Annotated in this window: 13 protein-coding genes; 6 read left to right on the plus strand and 7 right to left on the minus strand. The window is 64.1% G+C overall.

What is annotated here, in order from left to right:
- Position 1: 1 nt before the first annotated feature.
- The 3 genes from NKJ37_RS30080 (at position 2) to NKJ37_RS30090 (ending at position 2,936) form a co-directional block, all read left to right on the plus strand.
- Complete coding sequence (locus NKJ37_RS30080; protein ID WP_023813471.1) at positions 2-715, plus strand: phosphatase PAP2 family protein; 714 nt, start codon at positions 2-4, stop codon at positions 713-715.
- Positions 716-866: 151 nt separating this feature from the next.
- Positions 867-1,145 (plus strand): helix-turn-helix domain-containing protein, encoded by a 279-nt coding sequence (locus NKJ37_RS30085; protein ID WP_352776226.1) that lies wholly within the window; start codon positions 867-869, stop codon positions 1,143-1,145.
- A gap of 69 nt (positions 1,146-1,214) precedes the next feature.
- Complete coding sequence (locus tag NKJ37_RS30090) at positions 1,215-2,936, plus strand: SulP family inorganic anion transporter (protein WP_023813473.1); 1,722 nt, start codon at positions 1,215-1,217, stop codon at positions 2,934-2,936.
- Between the two features lie 270 nt (positions 2,937-3,206).
- Here the strand turns inward: NKJ37_RS30090 and NKJ37_RS30095 are convergent, their stop codons facing one another.
- Entirely contained in the window at positions 3,207-3,878 is a 672-nt protein-coding gene (locus NKJ37_RS30095; protein WP_502902033.1) for a TetR/AcrR family transcriptional regulator, read from the minus strand.
- A gap of 106 nt (positions 3,879-3,984) precedes the next feature.
- On the opposite strand from NKJ37_RS30095, the gene NKJ37_RS30100 reads away from it, so the two are divergent.
- A complete protein-coding gene (locus tag NKJ37_RS30100) occupies positions 3,985-4,878 on the plus strand; it encodes an NAD(P)/FAD-dependent oxidoreductase (RefSeq protein ID WP_352554361.1) in 894 nt (297 codons plus the stop codon).
- 354 nt (positions 4,879-5,232) lie between these two features.
- On the opposite strand, the gene NKJ37_RS30105 is transcribed toward NKJ37_RS30100, so the two are convergent.
- Complete coding sequence (locus NKJ37_RS30105; protein WP_352776231.1) at positions 5,233-6,093, minus strand: SMP-30/gluconolactonase/LRE family protein; 861 nt, start codon at positions 6,091-6,093, stop codon at positions 5,233-5,235.
- A gap of 113 nt (positions 6,094-6,206) precedes the next feature.
- Between NKJ37_RS30105 and NKJ37_RS30110 the strand changes: the two genes are divergently transcribed.
- On the plus strand, positions 6,207-7,004 hold the full coding sequence (locus NKJ37_RS30110) for a helix-turn-helix domain-containing protein (RefSeq protein ID WP_128305308.1): 798 nt from the start codon (positions 6,207-6,209) through the stop codon (positions 7,002-7,004).
- A 13-nt stretch (positions 7,005-7,017) separates the two neighbouring features.
- Here the strand turns inward: NKJ37_RS30110 and NKJ37_RS30115 are convergent, their stop codons facing one another.
- From NKJ37_RS30115 to NKJ37_RS30130, 4 genes are read right to left on the minus strand one after another with little or no spacing between them, the layout of a single operon-like run.
- Positions 7,018-7,458 (minus strand): hypothetical protein, encoded by a 441-nt coding sequence (locus tag NKJ37_RS30115; protein WP_352776233.1) that lies wholly within the window; start codon positions 7,456-7,458, stop codon positions 7,018-7,020.
- A 22-nt stretch (positions 7,459-7,480) separates the two neighbouring features.
- Positions 7,481-7,999 carry a hypothetical protein gene (locus tag NKJ37_RS30120; RefSeq protein ID WP_023813479.1) on the minus strand — a complete coding sequence of 173 codons (519 nt, stop codon included), beginning with the start codon at positions 7,997-7,999 and terminating at the stop codon, positions 7,481-7,483.
- The gene (locus NKJ37_RS30125) at positions 7,992-8,336 is read right to left on the minus strand and encodes a hypothetical protein (RefSeq protein ID WP_352776235.1); all 345 of its coding nucleotides are present in this window, start codon (positions 8,334-8,336) and stop codon (positions 7,992-7,994) included. Before NKJ37_RS30125 ends, NKJ37_RS30120 begins: the two co-directional genes overlap by 8 nt.
- An 11-nt stretch (positions 8,337-8,347) precedes the next feature.
- The gene (locus tag NKJ37_RS30130; protein ID WP_023813481.1) at positions 8,348-8,491 is read right to left on the minus strand and encodes a hypothetical protein; all 144 of its coding nucleotides are present in this window, start codon (positions 8,489-8,491) and stop codon (positions 8,348-8,350) included.
- 146 nt (positions 8,492-8,637) lie between these two features.
- Between NKJ37_RS30130 and NKJ37_RS30135 the strand changes: the two genes are divergently transcribed.
- Complete coding sequence (locus NKJ37_RS30135) at positions 8,638-9,639, plus strand: helix-turn-helix transcriptional regulator (RefSeq protein WP_245486339.1); 1,002 nt, start codon at positions 8,638-8,640, stop codon at positions 9,637-9,639.
- Between the two features lie 58 nt (positions 9,640-9,697).
- Here NKJ37_RS30135 and NKJ37_RS30140 read toward each other — a convergent pair whose 3' ends face one another.
- Positions 9,698-10,504: a C40 family peptidase gene (locus tag NKJ37_RS30140; RefSeq protein WP_352628847.1), complete on the minus strand. Its 807-nt coding sequence runs from the start codon at positions 10,502-10,504 to the stop codon at positions 9,698-9,700.
- Positions 10,505-10,759: the final 255 nt, after the last annotated feature.

Consider the following 10,759-nt stretch of genomic DNA (forward strand, 5'->3'; position numbering starts at 1 on the left):
GATGAAGAACGCCGCGAACGCTTTGCTCAACCGGGTTGAATTCCCGGTGCTGCTGGCCGGCCTGGTCATCGCCGCCGGCCTGTGGGGATTCGAGGAGCTGATGGAGATGGCGCGCGCCACCACGCCGCACGCCTTCGATACCGAAATCCTGCTCGCCTTCCGCCAGGCGGGCCGCCCTGACAGCCCGGTCGGCCCGCTGTGGCTGCAAGGGGCGATGCGCGACATCACCAGCCTCGGCAGCGGCAGCGTGCTGGTGCTGATCGTGACGGCGGTCATCGTGTATCTCCTGCTTATCCGCAGGCCGGCGACCGCCCTTTTCATCTTCGTGGCGGTGGCCGGGGGGCAGGTATTGTCGAGCCTGCTGAAAGCCGGCATCGACCGGCCGCGCCCCGAACTCGTCTCGCATCTCGTCAACGAAACGACGCTGTCTTTTCCGAGCGGCCACGCCATGCTGTCGGCGGTGACCTATCTGACGCTCGGCGCGCTGGCGGCACGCTTCCTGCCCGGTCGAACGACGAAGATCTATGTGCTGTCGCTGGCGGTGCTGACGACGCTGCTGGTTGGCGTCAGCCGCATCTATCTTGGCGTCCACTGGCCATCGGACGTGCTTGCCGGCTGGTGCGCGGGCTTCGTCTGGGCGATGCTTTGCTGGCTCGCTGCCCGGGCGTGGCAGCGATGGCGTGGGCAGCACCCGGACGGCGAGACTGGAGACTAGATCAGCCGGTTGATCAGCCCGTGAAAGTATCTGAAAAAATGGTCAGTCAATGCGCCGCGCCTTACGTCCCAGACGTTCATACTAATGCTTGAAACATCACAATGATGGTATTATACCTCATTTCTGCAGACTCAGACGGGGATTCCGGCCGATGATCACTGCCGCGCAGATGCGTGCCGCAAGGGCGCTGGGCGGCATCGATCAGAAGACGCTCGCCGAGCGCGCCGGCGTTTCGCTTCCGACCATCCAGCGCATGGAGGCGAGCGATGGCGTGGTCAGGGGCGTGGTCGACACGCTGATGAAGGTCATCCAGGCTCTCGACGAGGCCGGGGTGGAGCTGATCGGCGAGAACCAGACCAGCGAGCGCGGCGGCCGGGGCGTGCGCCTCAAGCCTGCCGTGCCGCGGGGTCCCAAGGCTGAGCCGGCATAAAGTCGCGACGGCGACCGCCGACAGCCCTGCCGACGATCCCGCCGCCTTTCAGGGTGCGAAAGGCAGTCCATGGATCAGACGCAGCGGGCAGTGCATGAACCGGCCCACAGGTCGGTAAAGCCGACATTTTCCGAATTGTTCACACCGAAGCTGGTGACGGTCTGGCGCGAGGGCTACACGTTCGCCGACTTCAAGGCGGACGCCATTGCCGGGCTGACGGTCGCCATCGTCGCGCTGCCATTGTCGATGGCGATCGCGATCGCTTCGGGGGTCGCTCCCGAGCGCGGCCTCTACACCTCGATCGTCGGCGGCTTCATCATTTCTGCGCTCGGCGGCAGCCGCTTCCAGATCGGCGGTCCGGCCGGCGCCTTCATTGTGCTGGTGGCAGCGACGGTTGCCCGCGTCGGCATCGATGGGCTGCTTTTGGCAACGATGATGGCAGGGGTCTTCCTGCTCGCCATCGGCTATCTTCGTCTCGGCACCTACATCAAATTCATTCCCTATCCGGTGACGGTCGGCTTCACCGCCGGCATCGCCGTCATCATCTTTTCAGGACAGATCGTCGAACTGTTCGGGCTGAAGCTTGCCGGCAAGGAGCCGGGACCGCTGGTGCCGAAGCTGATCGCGGTCGCCGAGGCGGCCGGCACCATCAACCCGGCGGCGACCTTGGTGGCGGTGTTGACCATCGTCACCATCGCCGGCCTGAAACGCTGGCGGCCGACATCGCCCGCAATGCTCATCGCCATCGGGCTGGCATCGCTGGTCGTGGCGCTTCTCTCGCTGCCCGCCGAGACGATCGGCACCCGCTTTGGCGGCATCCAGCGCAGCCTGCAAATGCCCGCTCTGCCACCGGTCAGCCTGGACAGGATGATTGACGTGCTGCCGGATGCCATCGCCTTCGCCTTGCTGGGCGCCATCGAATCGCTGCTGTCGGCGGTGGTCGCCGATGGAATGACGGGCCGACGGCATCGTTCCAACTGCGAACTGGTGGCGCAAGGCTTCGCCAACATCGCGTCCGCCCTGTTCGGCGGCATCTGCGCCACAGGCACCATCGCCCGCACGGCGACCAATGTGCGGGCCGGCGCCCACGGACCGGTTTCGGGCATCGTCCACTCAGCCATCCTGCTCGCTTTGATGCTGGTGGCGGCGCCGCTCGCCAGCTACATCCCGCTCGCTGCCCTTGCCGGCGTGCTGGCGGTCGTGTGCTGGAACATGTTCGAGAAACAGGCCTTCGCCACCTTGCTGCGTGCCTCACGCGGCGACGCGCTGGTGCTGATGGCGACCTTCCTGCTCGTCATCTTCCGCGATCTCACTGAAGGCATCGTCGTCGGCTTCGTGCTGGGGTCGATCCTGTTCATCGACCGCATGGCCAAATCGATTGCGGTCGAGGCCGATCAGCCGCTGGTGCAGGAGGATGTCGCCGACAGCACCAACGCCTACGATGCCAGCGAGGCGACCGACGCCGACACCGTGGTCTACCGCATCTCCGGCGCTTTCTTCTTCGGCGCCGCGTCGACCGTCGGCACCGTGCTCGACCGCATCGCCGACCAGCGCAAAAACTTCATCCTCGATTGCTCGGCCGTACCGTTCTTCGATTCGACGGCGGCCAACGTCATCGAGGGCGCCGCCCACAAGGCGAAACGCGCCGGCGTCCGCTTCATCATATCAGGTGCCGCGCCGCAGATCCGGCGTATGCTGATCAACCACGGCGTCAAGCGCCCGCTGGTGACCTATGCCGCCTCGATCAAGGATGCGCGGGCGCAGCTGAAAGGGAAGCTGGAGGCAGAGTAGAAATCGGGATTTGCCGGTCGGCGGGCCACACAGGTGTCCGCCGGTTGAACGCAAACGTTTTGGCCCTGGGTTGACTCACGCACGGCGCGACGTGAACGGCCGCTTTGCGCCCTCGTTTCCGCCATTCAGACTATCGTTGCAGCTTCCCGAAAGCTGACGGTCTGCTAAGCCAGCACTAAGGCCTCGAATGGGGTGGTAGCAGGTTACGCCGCCGGTCAGCCCGCTGCCCAACGATAATAGTCGCGTTGATGTCAATGCGAGCCCCAAATATCATGCAAGTACTCCTGGGCTATCCGCCCGGGTGGTCGTGCCACCGTGCGCGGCGATGAACATGGCGACGGCCGACCGGCAATAGGATTCGATTTCGTTGTCGTCCTCTGCTCTCGCCTCATCGAAGCGTGCGATAATCAGGAGATCGGATCCTTTGATAAGCGCGGCAAACAGGCGGGCGGACCGGAGAGGATCGGTCACGTTCAGAACCGCCTTCGCGTGCAACTGACGCAACAGGGCCTCGATTTGGGCGATGACATGGGCGGGGCCGGCTTCGTAATGGAGCTTGCTTAACGACTTTTGATTCGTCTTGTCGGCCATGATCATGGCTTCGACACTGCGGACGTCCGGGTTCAACAGCGTGCGAAGCAGGGATGATCCCACCACCATGAGCTGATCTTCGGCCGAACCGTCGACGCCTTCAAAAAGGGCCTGTGGTGCAAACTGATGGCAGCGGGCCGCGATGGCCGCGCTGAACAGCGCCTCCTTGTTCTCGAAGTGCCGATAGATGCTGAGCTTGGATATCTTCGCTCTCTGGGCGACCTTGTCCAATGTCGTCGCATGAAAACCCAATTCCTCAAAGAGTTCGCACGCGGCGTCGACTATCGTTTGGCCAAGCGCCTCATTGGCGGGCCGGCCGCGCCGGCCCCGGCTGTTTTCGGTCACGACAATTCCAGTCCTTGACAGTATCATAATTCTTGAATTACGATACCACGCAGTGTCAAAAATGTGCAAGCCAGGCCAAGCCATCCCTCATCCACACACGGAGCCCATCACCATGGATGACGTCATCATCATCGGCGGCAGCTTTGCCGGTCTCGCCGCCGCCCTGCAGCTCGGACGTGCCCGCCGCAAGGTCACCGTTCTCGATACCGGCCTGCCGCGCAACCGCTTCGCCGGCCACTCGCATGGTCTGCTCGGCCACGATCACAAGCCACCGCTGGACATCCTGGCCGAAGCGCGGAAGCAACTGGCGCGTTATCCCACGATCAGGCTGGTCAATGGCCGGGCCGACAGCATCTCCGGCACCATCGACGATTTCTCGGTCCTCACTGGCGATGGCGAACGCCTTGGGGCGCGCCGCCTGATCCTGAGTTATGGCGTCGCCGACCAGATGCCGGATGTTCCGGGCTTTGCCGAAAGCTGGGGCACATCCATTGTGCCCTGCCCCTATTGCGATGGCTTTGAAGTCGCCGACCAGCATTGGGGCCTCGTCTGGTCCGGCCCGCCGTCGCACAATTATGTCAGGCTGTACCACGACTGGACCGAAACATTGACGGTCTTCGCCGATGGTCACGACATTTCACCCGATGTTCGGGCCGATCTGGCGCGCCGCAACATACCTGTCGTTGATGGCCGGATCGCCGAAATCGCCCATCACCGGGGCCATATCACCACCGTTAATCTCGAGAGCGGCCGCAATGCCGCGGTCGACATCCTGTTCGCGCATCCGCGCAACAAGCCGTCCGCAAGCCTGCATGAATTAGTGGGCCTCGCCACGGTCAATACGCCCCTCGGCATCGCCATCAAGGTCGATGAGCGCCGCGAAACCAGCACAGCCGGCATCTATGCTGCCGGCGATCTTGCGAACCCGGCCATGGCCTCGGTCACCACGGCAATATCGCAAGGCGCGACGGCGGGTATCTCCGCCCAGCAGTCGATGCTGGTTTGAGAACACAGATTCCCCTCTCCCGCACCGGCCTCCCTACGTCGTCGCCACCGTCGGCTGCCCGACAATACCAGCCAGTCTGCTGCCGGCCCCAATTGAGCCGTGGGTACGCCCGCAACCCGATGTCCGCTTTCGATGCCTCTCCACTAGAAGCTGACGGACTGCTACCGGCCCAAAGGCGACATCAAAATATCTGCTCGGCAATGTCCGCTATTGGCGCTTGGCGGGCCGATCCGGGCGACGTCGTTTACTAGCCACAATAAGAGTTCGAGTTGGCGATCCTCGCCGATGAACGACAGTCCATCGGCTGTTGGCGAACGTCTCGGAGATCGGCCCCTGAGGCACCGATCATGGCTCTCAGTCGAGCTTCAGCGCAGCCACTTCGCCTTCGTTCATCAACGGCACATAGAGGATCGACTTGCCGTCGGTACCGATGTCGGCGCTGCCCGGTTTGAAGTGCGCCAACGCTTCCGGCGCGCCGCCGGCTTGATAGCGGTAGAGCGTGCCGGTCATGTAGGCGGTGGCGTAGATGGTGTCGCCGATGGCGATGACGCCATCGAGATCGGCGAATTTCTGCGCGCCCGGCAAGGGCGAAACCACCTTGCTGGCGATGTCGACCGACAGCAGCCCACCCGGCTCCGCCGTGCTGAAGTCGGACTTGATGTCCTTGCCCCAGGAGGCGACGATCAGCCTGTCGCCATCGGCGAAGACGCCGTTGGGCGAAGCCAGCATCGCATCCCTAGCGAACAGTTCTGGTTGTTCGCCGTCGATGCGATAGATCGTGTCGGCCAGCATGTCCGTGACATAGACGTTGCCTGATTGGTCCGATGTTATGTCGTTCAGGAAAACAGCGTTCGGCACCGTGATGCTGGCGACGAGCTTGCCGCTGGCGAGGTCGACGACGCGAACCTTGGTGATGTCGGCGACATAGAGCTTGCCGCCCGCTATCGCCATACCCTTGGGCGCGTCCATGCCGTCGGTCCAGTGCCGGGTGACCGTCCTGCCGTCCACGGACAGCACGCTGAGATAGCCGTTGCCGTCGGCGTCGCCGGGATTGCCGACGATATTGGAAACGATAAGGCGATTGTTGGCTGCGTCGAACAGTGCCGATTCCGGTTGTTCGAGGCCGGTGGCGCGCCAGAGTTCTCCAGCCTCGGCGGCAGGCGCGGCTGCGATGCCGATGACGGCGAGAAAGGCTGATGTGACGAGGGTGTTCATGGCTGCTCTCCTGTGATGACGGCGGAGAGCTATGATTTTCGATACTTTCCGGAAAGGCCGATAACCGCTAGTATCGAAAGTCGATACGAAACCCACGGCAAGAGGTGCATTCCATGAACGGCCTTATCTTCGACGCGTTGAAGCGGACGCTGAAGGCGAAGGGCGTCACCTATCGCGAGCTTGCCGAACGCATGGGGGTTTCCGAGCCGACGGTGAAGCGCATCTTCCACGAGCGCAACTGCAAGCTCGACCGGCTGGTGGAGATCTGCGCTGCCGCCGGTGTCGAGCTGGAGAACGTGCTCGGCTCGATGAACCGGGGGCCAGGGCCGGTCAACCACATCGCGCCGGAGATCGAACGCAGGCTCGCCGGCCGGCCGGCACTGCTGTTCATTTTCGTCATGCTGTCGGAAAAATTCACGCCCGAGGGCATCATGCGCTCGCAAGGCCTGAGCGAAGCCTCGATGTTCCTCTATCTGCGCGATCTCGAGGAGCTCGGCCTGATCGCGCTCGGCCGCGGGCTCACGGCGAGATTGCTTGTCGAGACGCCGATCCAGTGGAATTTCGAAGGGCCGCTGCGGCCGCTGTTCGAGATGACCAACAAGAACTTCATCGGCTGGGCGATCACCCATATCGACAAGGAAGCGACCTTCGTCAGCTTTAGCAGGCGGATGCGGCCGGAGACGGCGGAGATGGTGCGACGCGAGGCGCAGGACCTCGCCGATCGCGCCAAACTGCTGGCCCATCACGACCAGCACACGACGCCGGAAGACGGGCTGGTCGGCTACAAATGGACGTTTGCCTTTGGCGCGACGCCATTCCCGGCGATCATGCCGATCGGGCCGCACGCGCGAGATGCCGGTGCGAGAGCAACCGACCCGGCCGCCAAGACACGGCGGCCGCTGCCGGCCTGATCGGCCAATCGTCTCAGCATGATTGCATCTGGCGGCTGAGCTTGCCGCGCACGGCCCTGGCGGTGCCGATGGCCACCATTTTCGCCGCTGTCTTTGCGCCTGGGCCTGCCATGCGGCCGGCGATGCCGACCGCGCCATTGACCGCGCCCATCATCTTCATCTGCCCGGCCGTCTCGTTCATGCTGGCCCTGCAGTCCTGCATTTTCCTGGTCGCCTCGACTGCAGCCAGGGCCTCGCCAAGGCCCTCCGGCGAGTCCGGGCCGGCCGCCAGCTCCGCCAATTGCGCATGCTGCTCTGGCGTGATCGGCGGGCTGGCGGCCGTCTGGCTGCAGCTGGACGCCAGCAGGCAGATAAGCATCGCGATCGGGCTGCCCCGCCTGACACGTGCCGTGGTTGGAAAAATGCCGCGATGTTCGGCCTCGAGGCTCCCGCTCGGAGTTGCTTTTCCCGCCACCCGTTTCCTGTTGCCCAACATCCTATCGCCCCATCGCCGGGCCGAGGATGAGGCTGCGGATTTTTGGCGTCAGCGGCCTGACGACATCGGCGAAGGGGCCGCCCTCGGCCCGCAAAGCCATCAACCCTTCGACCTCTTCGTTGATGGCGTCGATGGTCTCTGTCTTCTGCGCGTCGGTCAGCTCCTTCATGCCGGATATGGCATTCCTGAGCTTGGCGAAAATGGCATCGAGTTCTGCGACCGGCATCGTCGCCAGGAACCCGCGCATGGTCTCGCCAAGCGCGATCTTCCAGCTGTCGGCGGTGAAACCGGCTGTGTCGATCAAGCCCTTGTCCGCGGCATCGCGCTCGTACCAGTCGGCGGCGATCTCCTCGTCATAGGCGAACTGACCGAATTCGGGTTGCAAGGCCTCGATCAGGCCGACGACCGCCGACGCATCCCGCGCTGTCAGCGCCAAGGCCTGCGGGCTGTCGAAGATCATGCCGGCAAGTGCGAGCGCGCCGGCCAGCCGGCGCATGGCTGCGAAACGCCGCTCAGCCATAACAATCCTCCGCAATGCCGGCCCGGGCACTGCTCGTCGCCTGGGACTGCAGAACCGAGCCGCCGATCGAGGCGGCCTGGCCGGCAATGACCCCACCATTGCCAGCCAGACCGCCAAGACCCCCCGCCATCGACAGGACACCGCCGAGCAGACCCGCATTGGTCTGCGCCTTCGCCGCCTTCTTGGCGGCATCGGCGCAGGCCGTTTCCGTCGTCGGTTCGTTCTGGGCCTTCTTGCTGCCGGCCGCGCTCGCGATCGATGCCGGGTTGTTGTCGGCCTGGCCCGTTTGGCAGCCCGCCAGGGCAAGGGTCAGGGCCAGGAAAATGATCCTTTTCATGGTGCTGCTCATCATCGGGCAGCGCGCGGCGGCAGCTTGGCCTCGCGATGATCGGTCACCGCGTTGCCCAAGGCGATCGACAGCAGATAGACGCGCGGATTGAAGCCCGCCGCGGCCAGTGCCGACAGCGTCTTGAACAATTGCAAATGAAACATCGTGCCCCCTTGGATTGCCGCCAATGCGGTTCCGGTTTTGGAATCGCGCCGCAAACTAGGGGCATCGAAGGGGGTCAGCTTGGACAGAACGGCACTGAAAGCGGCCAAAACGGCCCGGGATTGACGTTTTGCAGGCCGCGGCGCATATGACCGCGCTCTTGGGCATGGGGGTGTCGATGACTGCGACGATGGGGCCGTCAGCTTCGTTCAGGCTGGCGACGGAGATGTTTCCGGAGCGGGATCGCGTCGAGATTACGCGCGAGGTTTACGGCCGCACCGTTCTGAGGGTGGACCTCGATCCGCTGGCGCCGGCGCAGATCGACATGCGGGTGCGCGCGTTGCCGGGCCTCGGCATCGCCACCGGCAGCTCATCGGAATTCCGGGTGCATCATACGTCGTCGCTGATCGACAACGACGACTTCGTTCTTCTGGCGGCCCTCGACGGGGGCAGTGTGATGAAGCATCGCGGCCGCGAGGAGGCGGTCGGCAACGGCCAGGCGCTCATGATGAGCGGTGAAGAGGTTGGCCTCAACCTGATCGGCGCCGGCGGGTTCCGCTTCGTCAATCTCAGTTTTTCGCGCAAGCAGCTTTCGCCTCTGATCGGCGATCCGGCCGCGGTCCTTATGCGGCCCTTGCCGACCCAGAGCGGGGCGATGCGGCTGTTGCTCGACTATATCAGCTCGATCCAGGAGGTCGGAGACGAGTTGACCGCGGAGGCCTGCCACCTTGCGGCGACGCATGTCTTCGACCTTGCCGCACTCGCCATGGGCGCGACCAGGGATGCGGCCCAGATCGCACGCGGCCGTGGCGTCAGCGTTGCCCGCTTGCGCGCCATCAAGGCCGATATCGTCGCGCATGGTGGCCATGTCGACCTGTCGGCGCAGGACGTCGCCGCCCGCCACGGACTGTCGGCCCGCTACGTCCGCAAGCTGTTCGAGAGCGATGGCACATCCTTGATTGATTTCATGATGAACCAGCGGCTGGCGCGCGCCCATCGCATGCTCGGCGATCCACGCCATGCCGGACGCAGCATCACCGCGATCGCCTACGAGGCCGGCTTCAACGACCTTTCCTATTTCAACCGGGCGTTCCGTCGCCGTTATGACGCTACTCCCTCGGACGTGCGCGCTGCGGCTTGCAAGCACTGACGCCAAAGCGCCGCCGGCCGGCGCTCCCGTGCACGCGGCTGGACTCATTTGATCGCGTTTATTCGGCGGCCTTCGCCCCGGGATCGGCAACCTTGTCATCCCAGGTCACCGCCCGGTAGTCGAAACCATATTCCAGCGTCGGCTTGACGATGCGGAAATAGGGCGACAGGTCGAAATCGCGCGGCGTGTAGAGCGAGTGGTGGCGGATGTGCAGGATCTCCTTGCGCGAGTAATTCGACTGCGCCGAGGCGCGGCCGGGCGCACGGGTGATCTCGGGCAGGATCGGATAGCGGATCTGGCCATAGGCCTCGGCGATCAGCGTAGAGCAGATCGCCCGTGTCGGGTCGCCGGAGCCGAAGGCCAGCATGCGGCGCCGCCAGCGCACCGGCACCGGCGGTGTCGGGAAGAAAAAACGCAGCATGTCGAAAATGTTCTTGAGGTCGTATTTCAGGCCGAGCCTGCCGATCATGAACGCGACGACCTTGTCGCGATCCTCCGGCGCCAGCCCGCTCGCCCGGCAGATGCGGGTGTTGTAGGTGCGGTAGCGCGACAATGGCACGGCGACGCAGCCTTCGCCGATCGTGACCTCGATCAGCCGCGGCCGCTCCGAGCCGTCTTGCGGCTCTGGCAAGGCGTCGCCGACATGGAAGGCCGCATGCGACCAGGTCGACTGGGTCAGGTATTTGATCGCCGCCGAGATCTTCTGGTTGCCCTCGATCAGCAGGATGTCGCCGGGCTCAAGCGTGCGGCGCAGCGTTTCGGCATCGGACGGGGTGTAGGGCTCGTAGCCGGACGATTCTTCCTGCAGCCGGCCGGCAAGCCAGCGGCCAAGTCGATCCAGAAGCGTGTCGCCGGGCTCGGTCATGCTCCATGGCGATTAGCATGGGCGGGTAATGAGGGCTAGCGCACGGGTGGAGCGACAGGGTTGCTGATAGGGCGCAGGCCCTCATCCGGCGCGCTTCGCGGCCACCGTCTCCCCGCTGAAGGCAGAGGAATGAAGCCGGTGAACGCGCGCTTTTCCTCTCCCCGTCGATCGGGGAGAGCGACTATCTGGGGTGTCAAGTTGCAATTACGAACTCGTTGCGCGCATCGCGTGCTTTTGCATTGAGGATGACCAGGA

Origin of the sequence: Mesorhizobium sp. M0140, from assembly GCF_040322475.1 — a bacterium.
Taxonomy (GTDB): domain Bacteria; phylum Pseudomonadota; class Alphaproteobacteria; order Rhizobiales; family Rhizobiaceae; genus Mesorhizobium.

What these genes read in the sequence shown, in the direction of transcription:
- NKJ37_RS30080 (WP_023813471.1), top strand. Translation starts at nt 2, where the DNA reads ATGAAGAACGCCGCGAACGCTTTGCTCAACCGGGTTGAATTCCCGGTG.
- NKJ37_RS30085 (WP_352776226.1), top strand. Translation starts at nt 867, where the DNA reads ATGATCACTGCCGCGCAGATGCGTGCCGCAAGGGCGCTGGGCGGCATC.
- NKJ37_RS30090 (WP_023813473.1), top strand. Translation starts at nt 1,215, where the DNA reads ATGGATCAGACGCAGCGGGCAGTGCATGAACCGGCCCACAGGTCGGTA.
- NKJ37_RS30100 (WP_352554361.1), top strand. Translation starts at nt 3,985, where the DNA reads ATGGATGACGTCATCATCATCGGCGGCAGCTTTGCCGGTCTCGCCGCC.
- NKJ37_RS30105 (WP_352776231.1), bottom strand. Translation starts at nt 6,093, where the DNA reads ATGAACACCCTCGTCACATCAGCCTTTCTCGCCGTCATCGGCATCGCA.
- NKJ37_RS30110 (WP_128305308.1), top strand. Translation starts at nt 6,207, where the DNA reads ATGAACGGCCTTATCTTCGACGCGTTGAAGCGGACGCTGAAGGCGAAG.
- NKJ37_RS30120 (WP_023813479.1), bottom strand. Translation starts at nt 7,999, where the DNA reads ATGGCTGAGCGGCGTTTCGCAGCCATGCGCCGGCTGGCCGGCGCGCTC.
- NKJ37_RS30125 (WP_352776235.1), bottom strand. Translation starts at nt 8,336, where the DNA reads ATGAAAAGGATCATTTTCCTGGCCCTGACCCTTGCCCTGGCGGGCTGC.
- NKJ37_RS30130 (WP_023813481.1), bottom strand. Translation starts at nt 8,491, where the DNA reads ATGTTTCATTTGCAATTGTTCAAGACGCTGTCGGCACTGGCCGCGGCG.
- NKJ37_RS30135 (WP_245486339.1), top strand. Translation starts at nt 8,638, where the DNA reads ATGACCGCGCTCTTGGGCATGGGGGTGTCGATGACTGCGACGATGGGG.
- NKJ37_RS30140 (WP_352628847.1), bottom strand. Translation starts at nt 10,504, where the DNA reads ATGACCGAGCCCGGCGACACGCTTCTGGATCGACTTGGCCGCTGGCTT.